Annotated in this window: 27 protein-coding genes; 26 read left to right on the top strand and 1 reads right to left on the bottom strand. The window is 33.1% G+C overall.

Annotation, left to right across the window (positions count from 1 at the left end):
* Positions 1 to 40 precede the first annotated feature (40 nt).
* From RE431_RS04780 to RE431_RS04735, 10 genes are all read left to right on the top strand, one after another.
* Entirely contained in the window at positions 41 to 1210 is a 1170-nt protein-coding gene (locus RE431_RS04780) for a tyrosine-type recombinase/integrase (protein WP_309560826.1), read from the top strand.
* Between the two features lie 59 nt (positions 1211 to 1269).
* On the top strand, positions 1270 to 1809 hold the full coding sequence (locus tag RE431_RS04775) for a hypothetical protein (RefSeq protein WP_309560825.1): 540 nt from the start codon (positions 1270 to 1272) through the stop codon (positions 1807 to 1809).
* Positions 1810 to 1961: 152 nt separating this feature from the next.
* Positions 1962 to 2480, top strand: a complete 519-nt coding sequence (locus tag RE431_RS04770) for a hypothetical protein (RefSeq protein ID WP_309560824.1) — start codon at positions 1962 to 1964, stop codon at positions 2478 to 2480.
* A gap of 148 nt (positions 2481 to 2628) precedes the next feature.
* Positions 2629 to 3288: a hypothetical protein gene (locus tag RE431_RS04765; RefSeq protein WP_309560823.1), complete on the top strand. Its 660-nt coding sequence runs from the start codon at positions 2629 to 2631 to the stop codon at positions 3286 to 3288.
* 143 nt (positions 3289 to 3431) lie between these two features.
* Entirely contained in the window at positions 3432 to 4037 is a 606-nt protein-coding gene (locus tag RE431_RS04760; protein WP_309560822.1) for a hypothetical protein, read from the top strand.
* 157 nt (positions 4038 to 4194) lie between these two features.
* A complete protein-coding gene (locus tag RE431_RS04755; protein WP_309560821.1) occupies positions 4195 to 4830 on the top strand; it encodes a hypothetical protein in 636 nt (211 codons plus the stop codon).
* Between the two features lie 158 nt (positions 4831 to 4988).
* On the top strand, positions 4989 to 5459 hold the full coding sequence (locus tag RE431_RS04750; protein ID WP_309560820.1) for a hypothetical protein: 471 nt from the start codon (positions 4989 to 4991) through the stop codon (positions 5457 to 5459).
* A gap of 178 nt (positions 5460 to 5637) precedes the next feature.
* Positions 5638 to 6153: a hypothetical protein gene (locus RE431_RS04745; RefSeq protein ID WP_309560819.1), complete on the top strand. Its 516-nt coding sequence runs from the start codon at positions 5638 to 5640 to the stop codon at positions 6151 to 6153.
* Positions 6154 to 6658: 505 nt separating this feature from the next.
* Positions 6659 to 7234: a PsbP-related protein gene (locus RE431_RS04740; protein ID WP_309560818.1), complete on the top strand. Its 576-nt coding sequence runs from the start codon at positions 6659 to 6661 to the stop codon at positions 7232 to 7234.
* 211 nt (positions 7235 to 7445) lie between these two features.
* A complete protein-coding gene (locus tag RE431_RS04735) occupies positions 7446 to 7898 on the top strand; it encodes a hypothetical protein (protein ID WP_309560817.1) in 453 nt (150 codons plus the stop codon).
* Positions 7899 to 7938: 40 nt separating this feature from the next.
* Here RE431_RS04735 and RE431_RS04730 read toward each other — a convergent pair whose 3' ends face one another.
* Positions 7939 to 8904 (bottom strand): IS110 family RNA-guided transposase, encoded by a 966-nt coding sequence (locus RE431_RS04730; protein WP_309560816.1) that lies wholly within the window; start codon positions 8902 to 8904, stop codon positions 7939 to 7941.
* Positions 8905 to 9370: 466 nt separating this feature from the next.
* On the opposite strand from RE431_RS04730, the gene RE431_RS04725 reads away from it, so the two are divergent.
* From RE431_RS04725 to RE431_RS04650, 16 genes are all read left to right on the top strand, one after another.
* Positions 9371 to 10324: a leucine-rich repeat domain-containing protein gene (locus tag RE431_RS04725; protein WP_309560815.1), complete on the top strand. Its 954-nt coding sequence runs from the start codon at positions 9371 to 9373 to the stop codon at positions 10322 to 10324.
* Positions 10325 to 10532: 208 nt separating this feature from the next.
* A complete protein-coding gene (locus RE431_RS04720; RefSeq protein ID WP_309560814.1) occupies positions 10533 to 11720 on the top strand; it encodes a GAF domain-containing sensor histidine kinase in 1188 nt (395 codons plus the stop codon).
* Between the two features lie 160 nt (positions 11721 to 11880).
* The gene (locus tag RE431_RS04715; RefSeq protein WP_309560813.1) at positions 11881 to 13236 is read left to right on the top strand and encodes an amidohydrolase family protein; all 1356 of its coding nucleotides are present in this window, start codon (positions 11881 to 11883) and stop codon (positions 13234 to 13236) included.
* A 448-nt stretch (positions 13237 to 13684) separates the two neighbouring features.
* Positions 13685 to 14077: a hypothetical protein gene (locus tag RE431_RS04710; protein WP_309560812.1), complete on the top strand. Its 393-nt coding sequence runs from the start codon at positions 13685 to 13687 to the stop codon at positions 14075 to 14077.
* Positions 14078 to 14214: 137 nt separating this feature from the next.
* On the top strand, positions 14215 to 14862 hold the full coding sequence (locus RE431_RS04705; RefSeq protein WP_309560811.1) for a DUF6624 domain-containing protein: 648 nt from the start codon (positions 14215 to 14217) through the stop codon (positions 14860 to 14862).
* 145 nt (positions 14863 to 15007) lie between these two features.
* Positions 15008 to 15985 (top strand): alpha/beta hydrolase family protein, encoded by a 978-nt coding sequence (locus RE431_RS04700; protein WP_309560810.1) that lies wholly within the window; start codon positions 15008 to 15010, stop codon positions 15983 to 15985.
* 305 nt (positions 15986 to 16290) lie between these two features.
* Positions 16291 to 16962 (top strand): ATP-binding cassette domain-containing protein, encoded by a 672-nt coding sequence (locus RE431_RS04695; protein ID WP_309560809.1) that lies wholly within the window; start codon positions 16291 to 16293, stop codon positions 16960 to 16962.
* 8 nt (positions 16963 to 16970) lie between these two features.
* A complete protein-coding gene (locus RE431_RS04690) occupies positions 16971 to 17147 on the top strand; it encodes a hypothetical protein (RefSeq protein WP_309560808.1) in 177 nt (58 codons plus the stop codon).
* 174 nt (positions 17148 to 17321) lie between these two features.
* Positions 17322 to 18476 carry a porin gene (locus RE431_RS04685; protein ID WP_309560807.1) on the top strand — a complete coding sequence of 385 codons (1155 nt, stop codon included), beginning with the start codon at positions 17322 to 17324 and terminating at the stop codon, positions 18474 to 18476.
* Between the two features lie 147 nt (positions 18477 to 18623).
* Positions 18624 to 19265: a DUF2306 domain-containing protein gene (locus RE431_RS04680; RefSeq protein ID WP_309560806.1), complete on the top strand. Its 642-nt coding sequence runs from the start codon at positions 18624 to 18626 to the stop codon at positions 19263 to 19265.
* 39 nt (positions 19266 to 19304) lie between these two features.
* Complete coding sequence (locus tag RE431_RS04675) at positions 19305 to 20318, top strand: hypothetical protein (protein WP_309560805.1); 1014 nt, start codon at positions 19305 to 19307, stop codon at positions 20316 to 20318.
* A gap of 27 nt (positions 20319 to 20345) precedes the next feature.
* A complete protein-coding gene (locus RE431_RS04670) occupies positions 20346 to 20696 on the top strand; it encodes a DUF2200 domain-containing protein (protein WP_309560804.1) in 351 nt (116 codons plus the stop codon).
* A 181-nt stretch (positions 20697 to 20877) separates the two neighbouring features.
* Complete coding sequence (locus RE431_RS04665) at positions 20878 to 21780, top strand: hypothetical protein (protein ID WP_309560803.1); 903 nt, start codon at positions 20878 to 20880, stop codon at positions 21778 to 21780.
* A gap of 205 nt (positions 21781 to 21985) precedes the next feature.
* Positions 21986 to 22279, top strand: coding sequence for a hypothetical protein (locus RE431_RS04660; RefSeq protein ID WP_309560802.1), 294 nt, complete (start codon positions 21986 to 21988; stop codon positions 22277 to 22279).
* Positions 22280 to 22370: 91 nt separating this feature from the next.
* Positions 22371 to 22907, top strand: coding sequence for a hypothetical protein (locus RE431_RS04655; RefSeq protein WP_309560801.1), 537 nt, complete (start codon positions 22371 to 22373; stop codon positions 22905 to 22907).
* 55 nt (positions 22908 to 22962) lie between these two features.
* The gene (locus tag RE431_RS04650; RefSeq protein WP_309560800.1) at positions 22963 to 23649 is read left to right on the top strand and encodes a CPBP family intramembrane glutamic endopeptidase; all 687 of its coding nucleotides are present in this window, start codon (positions 22963 to 22965) and stop codon (positions 23647 to 23649) included.
* Positions 23650 to 23691 lie beyond the last annotated feature (42 nt).

Genomic DNA, 23691 nt, shown 5'->3' with positions numbered 1-23691 from the left:
GTGACTGTTTTTCAGTTATTTTTATTCGATTTTAGAGCATATGAAAAATATCAGACTGTATGAGTTTCGGCATCATGATACTAAGCAAATTGGAATTGATTTCAGTTTTGATCGTGAGGCTATTGAACACTTAAAAACATTGCCGGGCATTCGCTGGAGCAATACATTTGGGTGTTTTTATTATGGTGCTAACAGGGAAAACCTGGACAGGCTCTTGAAACATTTGAACAAACTCAGCTTTTATGTGAACTATTCTGCTCTGGATCTTTTACAGCTGCCTTCCCATATGGAACCTGATAATGAAATTAAAAATACTCCTGAAGAAATACAGATTAAGGATTTTCAGAATTATCTTGACGGACGGCGATATAGTGAAAGTACTATTCGCACGTATTGCCATTACACTTCTAAATTCCTGAATTATCATAGTGGTAGATCCTATTTTAACCTGCAAGACGTAGACCGATTTATAGAGGCTGAAATTGCAGGCAAGAAGTATTCAATAAGTTCCCACCGCCAGTGTATAAGTGCATTGAAGCATTATTTTGAGTTTACGGAACAGGAAGAAATTGATACTTCAAAATTAAAGCGTCCCGATAAAAGCAAATATTTACCAGGAGTACTAAGTAAGGAAGAAGTGATCGAGTTGTTGAGAGCTACCCGCAATTTAAAGCACCGTTGTATTTTGGCTCTTATGTATTCTTCCGGACTTAGAATTGGTGAATTATTGAGTTTGAAGCTACAGGAAATTGATATAGACAGGCAACAAATTCTAGTAAGGCAGTCAAAAGGTAGAAAAGACCGTTATGTTATGCTCGCGGAAAGTTTTCTTCCATTGTTTTATAATTACCTGCAGACGTACCAGCCTAAAATATACTTTGTTGAAGGCATAAATGGCGGGCAATATACCGCTTCTGGAATACGAAATTTTCTAAAGGAATCTGTACACAGGGCGCGAATTAGAAAAAGGGTAAGTCCACATACGCTAAGACATTCTTATGCGACCCATATGCTAGAAAACGGGATAGATCTGCGTTATATACAGGAACTACTGGGACATTCCAGGCCAGAAACTACCATGATCTATACACATGTAACGAAGAAGGATCTAATGAAGATTAGGAGTCCGTTGGATGAGAGTATTAAGGAGTTATTGGAGAAGGCTAAAGACAACCCAAACCTATCGTTATCCCGGAACCTTCTCGATTAAACGTGTATATTTGGGTGGATATAACATGTTGTGTGCAATTTTCACAAAAACCTAACTAAATGATAAAGAGACTTTTAATTATTTTTCCAATATTTATTTTTAGTTTCGGATGCCAAAACAAGGATAAAAATGAACAGGGAAAAAATGAAAAAGTTGATAAATCAAACTTTTATTTAAAAGACAATATTGAAATCAAATTTAATAATGATACAATACCAAAAAATGGTTTTCTAAAAGCTATTTTAATCCTAAAAAAGTCAAAATTTCAACAAAAAAATTCCAAAATTATAGTCGCTATAGAAGATAGTTTGGATATTTTAAAACAGAATTTATCAAATGAAAGAAAGACTTTCCTCACAATTTTTCAAAATCTAGAATATGATTCAATAAATAGAAAATTTTTTAAACAATATGATCCAAAAAAAACTGTAGCTTTTGGTAAACAAATGAAGAATATTGGATCTCATAAATTACGAGGATATGTAATGGAATATTACGACATTCAAGTAGGTCCACAATATGATATTACTTCAGATAGTTTATCGAAACAGAGAAATAAAATTTATTTCGAAAAAACTATTACTGTTGTTCCAAACTAGAAAACAGCACACAACAGCGGTTCATCCCAAATTCCGGGTTTTACAAAAAAGAACTAAATTAGTTTCCTAACAAACTAATGCGTTAGCCGACAAGTCCGCATCCCTACTCCCGCAACTTGCGATAACCGCAAACCGTTATGCAGCATTAAATTATGAGACAACTAATTACAATACTGACTTTATCACTTCTAATAATGAGTTGTGAAAATAAGAAAAAATCAAGTTCAAGTAATGAAACTGATTTAATGGAAAAATCGTTTTCTGATTATAAAGAGTTGTCGGTTTTTAAAGAATATGATAAAATTACAGATACTTCGTATGCTAAAGATGGTTCTGATTCAACCCATAGAATTACCCATATAAAAAGAAACGAAGAGAATATTGTCTTATTCAACAGAATAGCTTTAGATGAAAATTACCAGGAACATTATTCAATTATTGATACACTAAAAATTAATAACCTAAACAGTAATACATATATTTCAATTGGATATTGTGAAATGGAAAATTCACTTCCAGAAGAAATAATTGCAATTTTGAGGAGAACAGATAAAGATTCAATTCAAGAAATTCTAAAGGCCTGGAAAGCAAACTCAGAATCTAAAAAGATTGAAGAAATTAAAGATATAACCAAACTCACATGTCTAAATGAGTATTATTCTGGTGCTTAACGCTGCATAACAACGGTTCATCGCCAATAAGCGGCACCGTTAGTAAGAAAATAATTAACTTGACCAACAAACCAATATTAAGCCGACAAATCCGTGTCCCTTAATCCGCCAACTGGCGATAACCGAGACCGTTGGAAATAATTATGATATGAAAAAATTCCTAATTTTAATACTAATATTAAAAGTTTCAATTTTCTATTCTCAAAATAACCTAAAAGGAAAATATTGCAATTCATTTAATGGAGGGTTTAGTTCAATATGTATTGAGTTTAGAGAAAATTCAAAGTTTGAATATTCTACTCACGGTTGTTTAGGAGTTGAAAGTATAGGAACCGGAAATTTTAGTTTAACGTCTAAAAAACTGACTCTAAATTTTGATAAAGTAGAGACTAAACAAAAAAGTAAAATAAATACTGAAAATATTCTCAATCAAAATAACAAAGACTCAATAAAACTACATTTTAAAATTTTAGATGGATACAACGATCGAATGCCAATGCCAGCTACCATCTTATTAGGATCAAATTCTTTTGAATATGATAAAGGATATCAAGTAAACAAATCTGGAGAAGTAACTATTTCAAAAAAGCGCAACTCGGAAAAAGAAAATTATCGAATATTATTTATAGGATACGAATCATTTGAATTCGATTTATCTAATTCTTCATCAAAAAAAATAGAAATAATACTAGAGCCAGCAGGTCCAAAAATTATTTCAGATAAAACGTTTAAATACGAAATAAATAAAATAAAAGATGATTCAATAATTCTAAAAGACGGTAATAAATTCAAAAAATTCGAATCATAACTATTGCCAACATCGGTTCACCGCAAATAACGGGTTTAATCGAAAAAGTGTAATTTTAGAAACCAGGAAAGAAAATAGTTAAGCTGACAAATCCGCATCCTTAATCCCGCAACTTGCGGTAACCGTAACCGTTAGCCACAATTATGAGAAAAATTTTACTTCTAATATTAGTTATTACAAATTTAGGCTGTAATGATTCAAAAAATGAATTTCAATCGGAATTCCCTAATTACAAATTGCAATCCATTAATTTCTTAGAAAAGCGATTTTATCTTCCTGCAAATTATCAAAATGCGTCTTTAGATTCGATTTTCCAAAGCAAATTCAAACTGACTAATTCATTAGATAGTCTTCCATTAAATAATAAAAAGTTTTTGAGATTGCATAACTCCGGAGGTGAATTTGAGTATTTTATTGATTCTAAAAATCCAGAAAATACTATCACATTTATTTTAGGAGAATATACTAGCCTCAGTGAAAAGACAATGAACATATTCGTAGATATGCTTCAAATGAATTTTTCCCTCGACGCCAAGGAGCAAAATCAAGAATTTAAACTAAAACAGAAAAAATTTTATAATTTGAGTTATGCCGACGTAATAAAAGTGAAATTTCTAAGATTAAAGAACCAAGATCAACTTTATGTAACTCAATACTTAATTACAAAAGGATTAAAAACTATGACAATGATAGTTACTAATTCGGAAAATGAAGATTATGATGAATTAATCAAAAACTTTAAAATATAATAACTGTGGCTAACAACGGTTAATCGCCAATAAGCGGCACCGTTAGAAAGAAAATAATTAACTTGATCAACGAACCAATACTAAGCCGACAAATCCGCGTCCCCTACTCCGCCAACTGGCGATAACCGAGACCGTTGTGTGCAATAACCTATAAAAGATGGAACAATTAATTGAAATTTTAATCCTATCTATTCTTCCAACAATATTTGCGTCCTTAATCACACTATATATTACAGAAAGAGTAAAAGGAAGTATAAGAAATAAATTTGATAAAAAGATTGAATCAGTCAGGAATGGTTACAACACAGAATTGGCCAGATTAAACGCGGAATTAGATTTAATAAACAATCAGAATAATTTTAAATTCTCGAAGCTTCACGAAAAAAGATTTGAAATATTAGAATTGGTTTATAAAGCTTTAAATAGAAAATTAAAAAATCTACAAAAATATATTTCGCCCGTAAAATATAAACCAGAACATCAAACATTTGAAGAATACGAAGATGAACTTTATAAAAATTATTATGATAAACATAATGAATTTGTGACGCTCTTCACCGACTATAAAATCTTTTTAAATGAAAAGATAATTGAATTGATTGACTCTTATTTAAAAGAAGAGTTAGAAATTTTCCATTCATATTACGAAAATCAATTTCTGACTAGAGCTGGTGATCGTCCAAATGCAGAAACAAGAATGAAAGCTTTTACAGCTTATAAAAAAGTACCGGAAATAATATCCCCTATTCTTAAAGAAATAGAAAACGAATTCAAAGAAATATTGGAACGATAGGTTACAGCACACAACAGCGGTTCATCTCAAATTACGGGTATTCTAGAAAAAGTGTAATTTTAGAAATCAAGAACGAAAATGGTTATGCCGACAAGTCCGCGTGCCTACTCCCGCAACTTGCGATAACCGCAAACCGTTGTAGCAAATTTTATCACTGAATGATTCGTAAACTTATACTTCTGATTTTAATAATCTCAATAAATAGTTGTTCTAAAGAAAAGACTGACTTTGCGATTAAAGAAACATCAGAAAAAATTTCTGAATATTTAAAGAACAACGAAAAAGATAAATTCTTAGCATTGATAGAAAATAGAAGTACAGAGATGCCAAAGGATAATAATTTCGATATTCTAGAAAGATTATTTCAAGATTCCGAGTTTAAAAATGCTGATCCAAAACTAGAATTAATTGATAAAAAGAATAATATGGGACAAGAAGTTTACCGAATTCCATATTATTTAAATACAGACTCCCTTACTGGAATTAATAAAATTAATCTGCTCCTATATTTTGGACCTAGTGATTTATTTCCAAAAGATAAATTATCTGGTTTTAGAACAGAATTTGAATACAATAAAGAGTTAAGAAAGGAAATATTAGAAGAACGTTTTCAAGTAGATTTTAACTAGATAAAACTTGCAACAACAACGGTTCATCGCCAATAAGCGGCAGCCTTAGAAAGAAAATAATTAACTTGGCCAACAAACCAATACTAAGCCGACAAATCCGCGTCCCCTACTCCGCCAACTGGCGATAACCGAGACCGTTGTAGCGCATTTTTATAACTAACTTACAGTAATATCAATTATGAGTTATAAAATTTTTGATCCAGAAGTAATTGAACCTCTTCACCAATTATCTCGTACAGAAGCGGAAAAACATTTTAAATTACACTTACATAGCCTTGATCAAAGAATCCAAGAGCTTGAAAAGCTTACAATTTTAGAAAATATAAAATTAGATTATACATTGGAAAGTGTTGAAAAGCTAGATTCTTGGTTCCCCAGTGTGATTAGGGAAAATCACAATTTACCAAATGAGCCAGATGGTAGATCTTTCTCTATTTGTAATGATTTAGCTATATATTTTGGTGAAATCTTGATTAAAAAAAACAAGAATATAAGTTGGCAGCTAAACACTTTACGTAAAAATGATATATCCTATCAAAGACCAATTATAACCAATTTTAAAAATGTTAAGAATAAGAATTATTATATAGATTTTGATCTAATATTATGTCAATACGCACATAGAATAATTCAAAATAAAATCGAAATAGGTCGACTTAAAAGAACTTTAGAGGCTGCAATTAAAAAATTATAAGACTTATTAAAATAATTTAAATTCAAAGCGAAGATGATAAGTGTAGAAATAAAAAACTTAAGAATTCTTCATTTGATCTTCTTGTCAATAATTAGCATCCCTATTATAGTAATATCGATGATTGATATATTTCATCTATATTCAACAGAACCTGATTTCAATGTAAGTAATCCTGATCAACGTGGCTTAGAAGCTGGAGTAAAATATATTTTCTTTCTTACGGTATTTACCGTGGGTTCTATAAGTGCGATAATCTCTTTTGTGGATCTACTTGTTGAGAAAAATAAAATTAGTCTGATAAATATAAGTTTAGCCGTTATTATTATATTAATTTCATTCTATTACAAATAAAAACGCGCAACAACAACGGTTCATCGCCAATAAGCGGCACCGTTAGTAAGAAAAAAATTAACTTGATCAACAAACCATTACTAAGCCGACAAATCCGTGTCCACTATTCCGCCAACTGGCGATAACCGAGACCGTTGTGCATAATTTTTTTTGAATGAAAATCCTATTAAAGCTTTTAATTCTACTATCAATTATTTCCTGTTCTAAAAACGAAAACACATTAAAACAGTTTTCGAATTATGAAATAGAATTTCAAAAACAAAAAATCCAATATCCGAATAATGAATTTTCTTTATTTATACCTTCAGGTTGGGAATGGAAAATTGAAGAATATGACAACATTAAATTAGCTATTGATGCTGTTTCTCAACCTGACGAAAATGGTTTGGTAGATATTATTTCAATTCAAAAAATTAAAAGTTTCGGAGATAAAAAGGATCTAGAATCTGAATTTAAATATTGTTTAGAATTAATAGAAAATAGCCATTATGATAGATCAATTGTTGAATCTGGGTTAACCAACATTTTAAATCAAAAATCATATTTCATTCATACTAAACCTAACACTGAAAATAAAGGAGAAAGCGAAGCAATTAGTTTTATTTTAGAAACCGATAAAGAGGGAATTTTTTATAATCTAACGGCTTCTGCATCTCAAACTAAAAATATAAAGAAGAAAATGGCAATTATGATTCAAAGCTTGGAAACGTTTAAAATGAAACCTGATTAAAAAAACAATGCACAACAACGGCTCATCGCAAATAACGGGTTTAGTCGAAAAAGTGTAATTTTAGAAACCAGGAAAGAAAACCAATAAACCGACAACTCCGCGTCCTAACTCCCGCAACTTGCGATAGCCGAGACCGTTGTAGCGCATTCACTAAGTTCCAACTAAAAAGAAAATTTAAAAGTAAATCCTAAACAATTAAGAAGAACTAAAATTGAAAAATCTATTAGATTTTATAACACTTAATGAGGAAATTATTTTTCCAGATTCTAAAGAAAATCTGATTAAAAAGATTCAGAAGAATGAGAAAAAGTTTCTAATTAAATGGTCAACCTTATCATCATTCAAATTTTATTCGAGATTTTCAATTGGAACTCTATATATGCAGGGCTTTCCAAAAATAATGGAGGGAATAAGAGGATTTGGAAAAATTGAAGAAATTGATAATAAATCAACAAGATTAATATTAAGTACTAAAATCAGATTTGAATTATACTTCGTACTTATTTTATTTACAATTGTGATTTTTGCCCAAATAATGAATGACACTAAAATTCCTTTATGGAGCATATTAATTTTTCCACTAATATTATTATGGTTTTGGCTCGTTCAGCGAATTCAAGAAAAACTCCTATTTAAAAAACTAAAGAAGAATATTAATTGCTAAACGCGCAACAACAAAGAACTAAGGTAAAATCCTAGTCCTTTTAAGTTAATTTCGACATATAATTTTCCTGGTAAAAAGTTCCTGATTTAGCGATGGCAAAAGCCTGTTTCAGGAGCTTGTTACAAACAGCGATCAATGCCAGTTTCTTACTCTTCCCTTTCGCTACAATACGCTCATAGATCTCTCTGCAAGCCTTATTTGTTTTGCAGGCAGTGAAGCTGCACATGAATAGTAAATTCCGAAGTTTTCGATTGCCTACTTTGCTTATCCGGCTTCGGCCTCTTACACTGGTTCCAGACTGCCTGATCGTTGGAGTAAGTCCGGTAAAACAACATAGCTGCCTGGCACTCTCAAAATTGGTGAATCCGTCTGTAAGCACAATTAGAAGCATGGCCGTTTTCTTTCCCATTCCCGGAATGCTGGTCAACTGCTCCAGTTGCTTTTCCTGGGTTTCTCTGACTAAGCATTCCAGCTTTGCTTCGATCTGCGCTAATTCCTTCTCTAATTGCTTTAACGATCGATTCAGAGATCGAGTGACTGTCTTCGAAGGTGTACCGAGGGCTTTTTCTCCATGGACCTTATTCTTCAAGGCAGTACGTTGTTTCAGGTAAAGATCCTGAAGACTCAGCAACTGCAAGCATTCTGCCTGTACAGCATTCCTGGCGCTATACAATGGAACATTCGTAGCCTGTGCATATTCACAGATCGCTTTGGCATCGCTCTTATCGGTCTTGATCTTGGAGAGCTTCATCTGAATAAAACGCTTGACAGAAAGTGGATTTACAACCGATACCGTGATACCTTTCTCATATAAAAACTGAGCTAATCGGTAATGATAATAACCAGTGGCTTCCATTACTACCAGGCTATCTTTCCCAATAGCTTTAAGGAAGCTCTTAAAGCCTTTTACATCATTAGAAAACTGATCATGCTTTCCATCCTGATTAACTACATCAAAAAATGATTTGCTGATGTCTACTCCGTAAAAATGTTTAATTTTATTCATGACTTTAAATTTGGAAAGAACAGCTACTTTGGTTTCATCGACTTTAAAACGAGATCCAGGTCTCACAGAACTAAACGAAATTGAAGTAGAAAAGAGAGGGGATTATCATTGTTGACGGAATCTTGAGTTCCCACGGTTCATTTAATCTTATTCCTCTCTTTGGTTCTTTCTGATTAACTATCAAAATTTAGAGAAATTAAACTTAAGACGGTTCATCGCCAATAAGCGGCACCGTTAGAAAGAAAATAATTAACTTGACAAACAAACCAATACTAAGCCGACAAATCCGCGTCCCTTACTCCGCCAACTGGCGATAACCGAGACCGTTCTACGCAATATTTTATTAAATTTCAGTTACTTACGAAAATATTCAAAGATAAAAAGAACACTTTTATCTAAATTTTTACCTTTTACCGTTATAATTTAATTTTTAGTGATAATTTACATAATCACTAATCTTCAAATCATGATTTCAGCATCCAAAAGAATATTAATAATTATTATTACTCTTGTAATTATTTTTTCCTGTACAACTGATAGTCAACCAGATGAACAAGAAAATCCTGTTCAAGAAGACATTATATTTATTCCTGATGAAAATTTTAGGAACACATTACTAAATGAAAATTGTGTAGATAACAATGGAGATTCTATTCCTGAAAAAAGTGTCGATTCTAATAATGATGGTAAAATTCAAAGAAGTGAAGCTGAAGCAGTAATAAACCTAATATTGGAGTTTGATTATGGTTCACCCGTAAAATTTGTTGATCTGAAAGGAATAGAACATTTTATTAATATTAAAAAGCTAGAATTGACTAGTTCAGTTGGATATTTATACGAAGAAAATATAGATTCTGAACTTATTAGTTATGATCTAACAAATTTGAAAAAACTAGAGTATCTACAGATTAATCATTTATCCACAGATTTTTTTGAGAATCTTGATCTCTCAGGTTTAAATAAATTAGTAGAATTAAATTTATCCAATAACAGACCTGGAGGAACAAGTTTTGTTGACGATGAATATAATCCAATTTACTTCTTGAATGTGAATTTAGAAGGTTGCGATATTCTTAAAAAATTCAGCTTAGTAAATAGTTTTTTAAAAATTAATTTTTGTCAAACTCCATCCTTAGAAGAACTTAATATGGAGTATTTAGAAGGCGGTGAACCTGACATTATCGATCTTCATTGCCTAAAAAATTTAAAATGGCTTAATATATCGGAAAACTTCTTTGATGAACTAATTTTAAAAAACTCATCAGTACTCGAAACTTTTATCGCCAATGATGTAGGTTCAATAGGCATATATCCATATTTATATAATATCTGTATTGATGATATTCCAGAAGAATATGAACAAATTGCGGTTTTTATTGGTGATGAGACGACAATAACTACGGTTTGTTCATTTGAATAAATAAGTTTAATTTATTCAAAATACAGCTGCCAACAACGGTTAATCGCCAATAAGCGGCACCGTTAGTAAGAAAATAATTAACTTGGCCAATAAACCAATACCAAGCCGACAAAACCGCGTCCCTTACTCCGCCAACTGGCGATAACCGAGACCGTTGCCAATAATTTTAAATTTAGTTTTGTACTTTTAAAAAAAGTATATTCCAGGTATGAGTACAAATTTAAGCGTTGATATTCAAAAAGATATCGCAAACATTTCTCAAATATCTTCAATTCCTCCAATGCTCAACGTAATTTGTCAAAGTACGGGTATGAGGTTTGCTGCAATAGCTAGGGTTACCGATAAAAAATGGGTGACGTGCATATCACAGGATCAAATTAACTTTGGTTTGAAACCAGGAGATGAATTAGAACTGGAAACAACCCTTTGCAATGAAATAAGACAACATTCGAATCCTGTTATTATTGACAATGTGCCAGAGAGTTCAAAATATTGTAACCACCATACACCCGCTAAATATGGTTTTAAAAGTTATATCTCATTTCCCATTCATCGTAAAGACGGCAGTTTTTTTGGCACCTTATGCGCAATTGATCCTGAACCTGCTAAACTTGAAAATGAACAAACCAAAAATCTATTTCAACTCTATGCTGAATTAATATCTTTTCATTTAGACTCTATTGAGGAATTAAATCACACGAAAGATCTACTCAAGGATGAAAAAAAGAATGCAAACCTTCGAGAAACCTTTATGGCTGTTCTCGGGCATGATTTGCGTAATCCTTTAATGAGTACCAGGCTCTGTGCAGATATTTTATTACAAAAAGATATTAATGAAGATGCAAAGAAATACGTAAGTTCAATTAAGTCAAGTTCCTTTAGGATGCAGGAATTAATTGATAACCTTTTAGATTTTACGAAAAGTGAATTGGGACAGGGTATATCATTAGACCTTGAAAAAAGTAATGATAAATTAGAAAACGCATTAAAACAGGTTATTCAAGAAATTGAAACTACAGACTCAACTCATGAAATCATTTCAGATATCAGTTTTGATAAGCATGTAAGTTGTGATACTAACAGAGTTAGCCAATTATTATCAAACCTACTCAGTAATGCTGTAAAACATGGTTTTTCCTCTGCTCCTATCTACATAAATGCCAATAACTCAGAAGATCAGTTTGTTCTGGAAGTTATCAATTCTTCGGACCCTATTCCCGAACACACCATCAAAGATATTTTTAAACCATTTACCACAACCAAATCAGAAACTAAAAAAGATGGATTAGGATTAGGGCTATATATAGCTTCTGAAATTGCTAAAGCACATAATGGCAAATTAGAGGTAACATCTGTGAAAGATAAAACTAACTTCAAATTTAGCATGCCGTTATAAAACTATTGGCAACAACGGTTAATCGCCAATAAGCGGCACCGTTAGTAAGAAAATAATTAACTTGGCCAATAAACCAATACTAAGCCGACAAATCCGCGTCCCTTACTCCCGCAACTTGCGATAACCGCAAACCGTTCTATGCAATTATAAAAATGGAGATTTGAAAAAATTATTTTTTATCCTAATCCTACTATTAAACGTAGCCCTGGTAGTAGCACAAAGGTCTAATTCAGAGATAGTTTTAATAAAAAACATAAAACTTATTGATGGAACTGGAGGACCAATTCAAAATAACACGACTGTTTTAATTGAAGATGGAATATTTAAGAAGGTTTTTAATTCCTCGGATTTCAAAATATCTAAAGGTGTAAGGATTATAGACGGTAAAGGAAAAACTATGATTCCTGGTTTAGTTGGTGTTCATAATCATCTTCATATTCCCGGTAATCCTTTTCTGGGGGAAATTGCAACTAAATTATATTTAGCCTCTGGTGTTACAACTATTCAAACCTGCGGAGCAGCTTCACCTAACAAGGAAATAGAAATTGCAAGAAAGATAGAAACAGGCGAAATTTTAGGACCTGAAATTATTCCTAGTGGACCTTATATTACTGGTAAAGGCGGAAATCCGAACATGATAATTCCTCGAAATGAAGATCAATTAAGAGATACCATCAAATTCTGGACAGATAAAGGCGCCAAGTGGTTTAAGGTATATAGAAATATAGAACCTGAATTCCTTAAAATAGTAATCGACGAAGCTCACAAAAATAAATTAAAGGTTACGGGGCATCTTTGTTCCATTACATTTAAAGAAGCTTCAGAAATGGGTATAGATGCTATTGAACATGGGTTAAATAGTGTTTCAGACTTTAGAGGCGAAAAAGAAGTTGGTAAATGTTCTGGCTCGAGAGAATATATAGATGAATTAGATCTAGATTCGGAAGAAGTTGAAGACCTACTCGATAATTTAGTAGAAAATGAAACTGTTCTTACTTCAACTTTGAGCATTTATGAAGCAAGTGTTTCTTCCAGAAGTATCATCGATGAGCGTAGTTCAGAAATAATGTCAGAGTCATTTCGTAATAACTTCAAAAATATAAGCAATAGTTCAAATAAAGAGGTTAGCAAAACCAGAGAAAAACGTTTAAAGCGAATAATGGAATTTGAGTATAAATTCTATAAAAAGGGAGGAATACTATCAGCAGGTGTTGATGCAGGCCGGCATGTTTTACCAGGATTCGGGGACCAAAGAAATTTCATACTATTAATAGAAGCTGGTTTTACAACGCAGGAAGTAATAAACATAATGACTAAAAATGGAGCTATAAAATTAGGAAGGACAGATATTGGAACAATAGAAACTGGGAAAAGAGCCGATTTTATAATCTTAGATGGAGATCTGGAGTTTGACGAAAAAGCTATTGAAAAAATCTACAAAATTTATAAAAATGGTTTTTGCTACGATCCAGATTCATTACTTAAAGGTCTAAAAGGAAAATACGGAAATTTATAACTGCATAGAACAACGGTTCATCGCCAATAGCCGACAGCCTTAGCAAGACAACGATTACCAACAAACCAATACTAAGCCCAAAAGTCCAAATCATCACTTTTTCTATCTTTTGCAATAAGACCCCTTAGTTATATTTTGCAACAAATTCTAATTCTAATCGTCGTTATATAAACCCTTGTAAACTCAGGAAACCCCTTACTATATGAAGAAAATCATCCTCGTTTTAAGCTTAGCAATAATTACATCCATTCTATCTTATCACATTACCTGGTTTAAATTCCTTCTAATCATTATAGCAATGTTAAGCTTACTTTTTTTAATAATTGTAGGTCTAATTGCTATTTTTAAGAGGTTCAATAATCGTCTTTATAAAATTCCGATTTTAATTATTCTAACCTGTCTCATCGGAGTTTTTTCATCATTATTTCAACCATATGAAAACGCATTAATGGAAACTGATAATGTGAGCAGAAACCTTGAATACGCCTACAATACAGACCAGAATGATAGAAAGGAAATTAAATCGTTTATAGATTATTTCAGCAAACTAGAGGAAAGAGATAGCATTCGATTAAGGCAAATTAAAAATTACTACCATCAGGGTAAGATCTCCAATCCGAAAGATAAGTTTCACGCTGCATTCATATTCCATCACAGCGATAATAGTAAAGATTATAAAATTGCTTCAGAATTGGCTGAAGAGGCTGCAAATAGCGATAAACTAAAAAATGAATATACCGTTCAATGGTTAAAAAAAGCTTCATACGATCGATATATGGTATCTATTGGAAAGCCTGAAAAATATGGCACACAGAATAATTTCAGCATAGATTTCAACTAACACTATATCTTGGTTATATATTAGTTTACTTAGATATATAGTTTTTAATTAGCGTTTAAGTTTGAGTATTTTTTGAGAATCCCAATTCAATTTTCAGATTTTCAAGCATATTATTCAAATCAAATACTTTCAAAAAAATGCAACTGAAAAAAATAATTTTCCTGATAATCGGATTTGTCTTATTTCATGGTTGTGCTGAAGAAAAGAAAGATAAGTCAATTTCGGCAGCCTATAAGGAACAGATTAAAAATGAATTGGACAGCATCTATAAAGCAGATCAGAAATACAGAGCAATGTTGCAGGATACTTCAGACAGGTACGGCTGGGACTCACCACAGATGAAAAACTTATGGGAAAACCAGAAAAAATTGGATTCGGTAAATCTGATAAAGGTTTTGCAGATCATCAATAATATAAATACATATCCTGGCGATTCTATTGTGGGTTATCCAACGCGTAAGGCTGCCTTTTTCGTTTTACAACATTCCCCAGATAGCATTCAGGATCAATATTTACCCATGATTATTAAAGCTGGAAAAACTGGTCAACTTGATGAAAATCTAGCCGCTATGTACCATGATCGTTATTTGTTACATAGAGATCTCCCTCAGATCTATGGAAGTCAGTATCTCATAATAACGATCAAAGATTCTGTAACCGGCAAAGAAAAAAAGGTCCATGAATTATATCCTATCAAAGACACTGCGAAAGTGGATTCCCTACGAAGATCTGCCGGAATGATCCCGCTGGACGAGTATAAACGGCTTAGCAAAATTAAAGATTAAAATTAGTAGTCATTACTTCCAAAATTTCATACTCCTTTTTATACTATATAATCTTTATATTTAAGCTTTAACCAGGTTTATCAGAATTAATTTGGTTCCACTCAATTTTTCCCTGGTGGTATTTTTTCAATTAATTATTCCTTTCATGAAATATTTCAGACTTGTAATCTTCTGCCTGATTTTTATCAATTGTAATTCTCAGGATTCAAATCAATTGATCATTCAACAGGATCTGATTTCTGACCTATCAAAATATCCAATATATCCCCAGCTAACAGAAGAAGTAAATGGTAAGGTGGAATGGACAAGTGAATTTGCATATCTGGATGATATTGAGATCTACACGATTACCTATATGAGCGATGGTTTAAAAGTGAAGGGACTTTTGGTAAAGCCAAAAAAAGAAGGGAATTATCCTTCAATAATATATAATCGCGGTGGAAACAGGGATTTTGGAGCGCTGGTCATAGCTCATGGCGCCATTACCTTTGGAAAGATCGCAAAGGAAGGATATGTTGTCATCGCCAGTCAATATCGAGGAAATGCTGGTGGTGAAGGAATGGAAGAATTTGGAGGAAAAGAAGTTAACGATATTAGTATTCTTACCGAAGTATTGAAAGAAGTGGAATCTGCAGATACAGAAAATATCGGGATGTATGGCTGGAGTCGTGGTGGTATGATGACGTATATCGCATTAACCAAAATGAAAAATATAAAGGCCGCCGTGGTTGGAGGTGCCGTTTCTGATATTTCAACTACAATTGAAGACCGCCCGGAAATGGAAACTAATGTTATTGCCGAATTGATCCCTGAATATGAAAAGAACAAAGAAATTGAATTGGAGAAAAGATCAGCGATCAACTGGGCTGATAAATTTCCGAAAGACACTCCAATTCTAATGTTGCATGGCACATCAGACTGGAGGGTAAAACCCGAGCAAAGTTTAAAAATGGCGCTGGAATTTGAGAAATATCGAGTTCCGTACAGACTTATAATGTTTGAAGGTGGTGACCATGGAATTTCAGAACATAAGGACGAAGTCAATTCACAGGTGATAAGCTGGTTTGACCGGTATCTGAAAAATGGAGAAAAAATACCTGATATGGAATATCACGGGCGATAAAAACTCCACTACGCTGTCTTTTAAAAAATTTAAAGCATCAGAATAGTTAAAAACATACTACTCTTTCAAAGAAAGATCTTTAGCCTGTCCCTTATTTTCTCTATAGTTGTAGGGATAGTAACCGTTGGGTATGATAAGATCGGATTATACTATCTACTGGTAAGTCCGCTAATTCACTTTTTCATTTATGATGTGCGGGACAATCACGAATATTATTATTACTTCAATTTGGGCCTTAGCAAATCAAAATTGTGGATTTCTACCATGATTACTGGTTTATTTATCTTTTTAATTTTCCTCTTATTATGAATCATCTGCAAGCAGACAGTATTAGAAAATCATATGGGGACAAGTTAATCCTTAGTGATATTTTTCTGTCCTGCAATCAGGGCGAAACAGTAGGTTTGATTGGGAGAAACGGATCAGGAAAATCTACGTTGTTAAAGATTATCTTCGGAATAGAGAATGCTGAAAATAAATATGTGAAGGTGAATAAAAAGATGATCAGGAATCTTGGAGACTCCAGGAACCTGATAAATTACCTTCCGCAAAATAATTTTTTGCCTACGGAATTAAAAGTTCTAACGATCATAAAGCTTTTTCTTCAAAGTCAACGCAGAGAATTCTTGCTGAATAACGAACATGTAAAACCATTATTAGATAGGAAATTTCAAAACCTATCGGGAGGTGAGAAAAGGATTCTTGAGATATTGCTTTTAATTTACTCTGAAGCTAAATTTATTCTTCTCGATGAACCATTTGAAGGCGTTAGTCCGTTGGTTAGAGATTATATTCTGAAAATTGTGAATGAAGAAAAATCAAACAAGGGGTTTATAATCACTGATCATGATTATGAAAATGTGCTAAAGATCTCAGATAAGATTTTATTTCTTAGTAATGGTAATTTGAAGGAAATTAGAAATGAAAAAGACCTTCAGGAATATGGATATCTTACCAGCTCCACCTATACCAATTAAACCTGGAAATGGAACCAGCAACGAACCTGAAGAAATACTTTCAGGCTAAAAAGATAGCACTGGAGCAATTTAATATTTATTGTTTTTCTACCCATAGTCCTGGTCTTTCCTTTAATTCCAAATCCTATTACATTTCCAACGCCATCCAGGAAAAATTCTCATCAAAAAGGCAGGTCCTGGAATAAAAAATCTATATCTCCATATTCTTATAGGAACTCTCATCCCCTTTATTCCAGTAAATTTTAGTAAATTTCTATAACAAGCTGCAGATAGCAGTAATTCCTTACAACCAAATCCTACCGAATGACCTTTCAAACTTTGAATAATCGAATGATTAAATCTTTAATACCATTTAATCTATGAAACGTCTCTTCGCATTTTTTGCATTTTTATTGATATCGCTTCCTGGTTTTTCTCAGCAGAGAGACAGTATCCAGGAACCTTTGATCCCGGCAGATAAAATTGAACTACTTAAGAATATCAATATAACCTTCGGGATGCGTATGGAATACCAGGCTTATACCTTTAGAGGAGGCGACAATTACTATAATGGGCTGCAATTCTCCAACGGATTTACGGCTTTGGGAATTTCCGGGAAACTTCATGAAAGATTGAGCTTTCAATTCCGGAATCGATTCAATAAGAACAGTGACGTGCAAACACTAGATCGACTTGGTGGTAATATTGAGTTGGCTTATATAGACGTAAAATTGAGTCCGAAATTTAATTTGTTATTAGGCCGAATGACCGCGTTCTATGGTGGTTACGAATATGAGTTCAGTGCTCTGGATGTTCTTGAATACAATGATATTTATGGAAATGCACTTGCCTTTGTTACCGGTGCGGGTATTACATACCAGGCCACTGAAGATCATAAATTTGGTTTCCAGGTTTTAAATTCACGTACCACACACTACGATGATCTTTATGGCGATATTGAAGCAGATAATATAGAAGAACCGGATTGGCCAGTCGCTTTTGTTGGTAACTGGCGTGGAAGCTTCTTTGATGGTAAGCTTCAGACCATTTATAGTTTAAGCCATTCTTATGAAGTGAAAAGCAGGGGAACTACATTTATTACGCTTGGTCATAAATACGAAAATGAGAACCTGAGCATCATGTACGATTTTCATTATAGCTATGAAGAAGTGGATACCAAAGGAATTATTACTGGTGTAATTAGTAACGAACAGGTATCTGAAGATGTTTCATATATGGAGAATTGGATGCGTGCTGAATATCAATTCAGCCCAAAATTTAGAGGTCTTCTAACCTTAATGACTAGCACTGCTTATGATAATGTAAAAAGCAGTAATGATCATATCAGGACCAGTTACGGTGCCATTCCAACCATCTACTACAGTCCCTTTAAAAAACTGGATCTAAGATTTTACCTGGCTTATATTGGCAGATATTATGATTATTCAAGTTTTGCTGAAGAAACTTATGGCGTTCGCAGTTATAACAAAAATGAGGTTCGTATCGGTTTTATCGCACCATTGTTATTATTGTGATTTAAGTTATTTTTAAAACATAATCTAGCTTCACCTTAGATCAACAATCTGAATTACAATCGTTTAAAATTTATTTTCATTTTGATGTTTTAATATTTAGGGGTAATTTTCTTGCCAGTTAATCATCTTGAAATTCATCAAATTATCGTGAAAAAGTTAGTTTATAATTCCAAATGGATGTTTTTCGGAATCTTATGTATAAGCATTGGTCTATACCCAATCATTTATTTTGTCGCAGATCGTAATTTCGGTTTGCTAGCTTCAAAAACCGATGCATTACTCAGTGACCAGATATGGAATTATGCCTTCTACGGTCATATTGTTCCTGGCGGTCTTGCCTTGCTTATCGGCTGGACGCAATTTAGTTCCAGGATCAGGAAAAAGAGGATCAAAATCCATCGAAATATAGGAAGGATCTATTTATTTTCTGTCATTATCAGCGGTATCTGCGGATTTTATATCGCGCAATTTGCTACTGGCGGAATATCAAATATCATTGGATTCAGCCTGAGTGCGTTGATCTGGCTGGGCACAACCATTGGTGCATATATTGCGATTACTAAAGGGAACATAAAATTACATCAGAACCTGATGATTTTTAGCTACGCTATTTGTTTTTCGGCGGTCACGCTCCGTATCTGGTTACCTATTCTTATTTCGGCCACAGGTGATTTCATTATAGCATACAGGATCGTTGGTTGGTTAAGTTGGGTTCCAAACCTCGTAGTTGCCTATTTTATAATTACCAAAAGAGAGAAAAGAATGGTAAATTTAAGTCGACAAACCTGATCTTTTCAGGAAATAAATTGATCTGTAAAGTTTAGCCTTATGCTTGAAAAAAGTATCAACAGGAATCTTCTAATTTTTGGTTTACCTTTTACCATTTTCATCGCAATGATATTCCTGGCTGGATCTGAATATTTTCAGAACAACCCTGATCTTATTTCTATAGGCATTACCGCAGATATTTTGCTAACAACACCCCTCCTCTATTCAATACTGATTAGAAAAACCCAAATTCCGAAGACAACGATCGTTCCCATGATCTTTATCGGACTTGTTTTAGGTTATTTCATTCTGCCTTCAGAAAATCAATATTATTTAAACCTATTTAAATCCTGGGCCTTACCGGTAATAGAATTAGGTGTGATCGGTTATATTATTTATAAAGTTCGTTCGGCAATCAATAAGTTTCAGGAAACGAAAACTGAACATCCAGATTTCTTTTTGGCTCTAAAAAATACCTGCGTTGAACTTTTTCCAAAAAGACTGGTAATGCCAATGGCGATGGAAATTGGTGTTTTTTATTATGGCTTCCTGAATTGGAAAACCAGGAAATTAAAAATGAATGAGTTTACTTATCACAAGCAAAGCGGAACTATGGCTTTACTTGTAACGTTGATTTTCCTGGTGATCGTTGAAACGGTTGTTCTTCATTTACTTCTGAATATGTGGAGCAGCCTGGCTGCCTGGATACTGAGCATTCTAAGTCTATATACTGCAATTCAGATTTTCGGCTTTTTAAGATCTATGCCAAAGAGACCAATTCAGTTGACCAATTCCGCCTTGTTTCTGAATTATGGCATTATGGCTGAAACTACAATTCAATTAAAGGATATCGCTGAAATTGAGCTAAGCTCTAAAGACCTTGAGAAAGAAGATAATACGGTTAAGCTTTCTATTCTGGGAGATCTTGAAAGTCATAATATGATTATTCATTTAAAAAATGATGAGGAAATTATTGGTCTTTATGGCACAAGAAAAACCTATAGAAATATCGCTCTTTATGTTGATGACAGTTCAAGACTAAAGCAAATGATCATGGACAGAGTTAATTTTTAAAAATTAAGTTCCAATTAAATTCAGCGTATGAAGAATCACCGTATTTTCAAAATGCCATTTGCCAGTGTATATCCTCATTACATCACAAAAGCTGAGAAAAAGGGTCGTACCAAAGGGGAAGTAGATCTGATTATTCGCTGGTTAACCGGTTATGATCAGGATGCACTGGAAAATCAGATAAAACAAAAAAACGATTTTGAAAATTTCTTTGCCCAGGCGCCACAGATCAATCCAAATGTCGATAAAATTAAAGGGCTTATTTGCGGCTATCGTGTAGAGGAAATTGAGGACGAATTAATGCAGAAGATCAGGTATATGGATAAACTTATAGATGAGCTTGCCAGAGGCAAATCCATGGAAAAAATTCTTCGGAAATAATAAATACAAAAACTCAATAATTAAATTCTTAAATCCTGTTTTCCAGAAACTTAGTCCTCATCATACATTTGCCATGAGTCCTCAGCTTCTTTGTTAACCTGATCCAGCACAACATTTATTACTCGAGACCGTTAATTGAGTGCATCCGATAATGCATTACTAACCAAAAAATAACTCCATCTTGAGTAATCCAATCTCTAAAAAGATCCTCCAGGTTCTAAAATACCTGGCCATTTATTATTTATCCATTAAAATGATCGCTTTTGCCATTCCAAAATTGCTCCACATGCAATTCCGGATCTTACATCATGAAGCCTTCATGCCACTGGCCGAAATTTCCAAATATCAGCATATGTGGTCCTTCTTTGGTAGATCTTATAATTATAATCTCTTTATAGGATTAATGGAAATCCTCATCGGTATTCTAGTCGTTTTCAAAAGAACGAGGCTCATCGCTTTATTGATCTCACTGGGAGTTTGTATAAATATTCTAATCCTGAATATTGAATTTGATATAGATTTTGCTATTCAGCACATTAGCCTCGATCTGGGCTTAAGTCTTTTATTATTGCTGGAGTATCGAAAAGACCTTTATCAGTTCTTTATTAGGCTTGGTGGTAAATTGAATTCCGCTAGCAGCCCTAAAGGAAGCAAATTTTCAAAAATTTTACCCTTTATCTATATCCTGGTTTTTCCGATTGTATATTTTTTATACGCCCAAAATTTGAAAAACGACGTGAATGATGAAGTTGTTGGTAGCTACAGGATTTATAACTTGAAGATCGAAAATGAGAAAAAGCTTCTGGATAAAGGAAAATTAGGTTCTGTACCCATGATTTTCTTTGAATATAATGGACAATCTGTATTATCTGTAAATGACAGTTTATACAAGGGAAGTTACTTTGTTAGAAATGATAGCCTACGAATGTTCTTCAAAACGGAAGGCAATACGAAAAATAATCTATTCAAAGGCAAAATCATTAGTTCTGAGCATATTCAGGGGAAATTAAATGACAGCCTCACCGTTGAAATGAAGATTCAACGTTTATCTGAAGAAAAAGACTATTTAAACGGACTTTATTAATCTGAAAATTTGAAAATAGAAACCATTGATTAAACGGTTTCAATTATAAAACAGTTATGATTGAAGTATGATCAGGCCAGTTTGATAAAAGTTCCTATTTGCGCGGAAAGTGAGATCTTCTATTACCTTAGATTATTTTAACTAACTTTAGATAGGCGCATCCAAATATTTGAATGTGAACTAACTACTATCTAAATTATATTCTATGGCTGTTGAAAGAGGTCCGAAAAGCCTGCACGAACATAACAAGTCTTTATTATATTCTAATCGACCAAAGTTCAAGGAAGACATACGCGATAATATTTATGTCGATAAACCCAGGAATGATGGCTTAGGCTTAATGGAGATCAGTGAGGAGGATCTCGAATTACTCTTGACCGCCATAAGGCACAAAGCCAGGACAGAGCTTAACCGACAGTTTAAAATGATGCTGGCATCTATCGGTATTACCATTATAATCCTTATTTATCTTAAAGAATATTTAGATTATACATTGTAGATGCAAATTGGAACTTAAAATCAAGTTGTTGAAATTCAGACAATATTCAGATATTAGCAACCTAAAGCCCTATACAACCTCTACATTTGTTATGAATAAATTATTAAAGATTTCTCTTAAGTATTTTTGTGTAGTCACCATTATTTACGGCCTATTACTAAGTTTTCTAGATCTTGTTACCGTAAGAGAATTTAGCTTTTATGACATTATTGAAGGCTGCGCAATTTTCGGATTTGCGATGACCATAGTTCTGGTTTCCTATCTCAGGTATGAAGTAAAAAGAATTGCCAGAGAATACGGAATTGTAGAGGCAGATCTTGATGTAAAGCATACTAGAAAATTTCAATCCAATCTAGATCTTGAAAAGATTTTTGAGCAAATTGAGATGAGAGATTATTACCGGGAAGTTAAATTGGATCAGGTTTCAAATTTAATACAGATCAAGACAGGTTATGTTGGAAAATCCTGGGGCGATATCATTACTATTGAAAGGTTGGAAAAAGATCAATATAAGATAAGCAGTCAACCTAAATTTCCGCTGACTATAATTGATTTCGGGCAGAATTTGGAGAATATCCTGAAACTGAAACACCGCATTAATGTCTTCGAAAAAAATCTAAGCATTTAAAAATTTAATGTGAGCATTATTTATAATTCAGTTCTTAAAATACTAAAGTGAATAAATGATAGGTTTATTAACTGAATTATTAATTTCCTGGATCCTTTTATATTTTTTTGAGAAAAGGAGCATTCTTGCTCTTGGCTTTTTACCCTTATCTAAAAGAGTTAAACAATTTTTCCTTGGTTTTCTGATTACCGGAATTATATGCCTGGTAGTTCAATTACTTGAAGCATCTCTAAGAAACACCTCTTGGATCTATAATGATGATTTCAAATTACTGCAGTTATGGAGTTATTTTTTCTGGGACCTGAAATCGGTGATATTTGAAGAGCTCATATTTAGAGGTGCACTGTTATTCATCCTTCTACAACGCATCAAAACAGGTACCGCCTTAATCATATCTGCATCGGCTTTCGGGATTTATCACTGGTTTTCCATGGGAATATTCGGAAATTTAATACCAATGCTTGTAATTTTCCTGGGAACAGGAATGATGGGATACGCCTGGGCCTTAGCTTTTAAGAAAACCCGATCTATAGCATTACCAATCGGTTTACACTTGGGATGGAACTTTACTCTAAATACCATTTTTTCAAATGGTCCTTTAGGCGAGGGATTATTTCTCCTTAAAAATGAAGGGATCATCTCTAATTGGTTCTCACTTGTTGGCTTACTTATTGTCCCAATTTTAGTCTTAGCGATAGTGATTTTCTTTATTGAAGATGAAGCCGACCTAGCTTTCCATTGATTTCGCCTGAAATTATTTAAATTGCCACGTACCAAAATATTC

It is taken from the genome of Christiangramia sediminicola, from assembly GCF_031344135.1.
Taxonomy (GTDB): domain Bacteria; phylum Bacteroidota; class Bacteroidia; order Flavobacteriales; family Flavobacteriaceae; genus Christiangramia; species Christiangramia sediminicola.
This window is presented reverse-complemented; position numbering and strand designations above follow the sequence as displayed.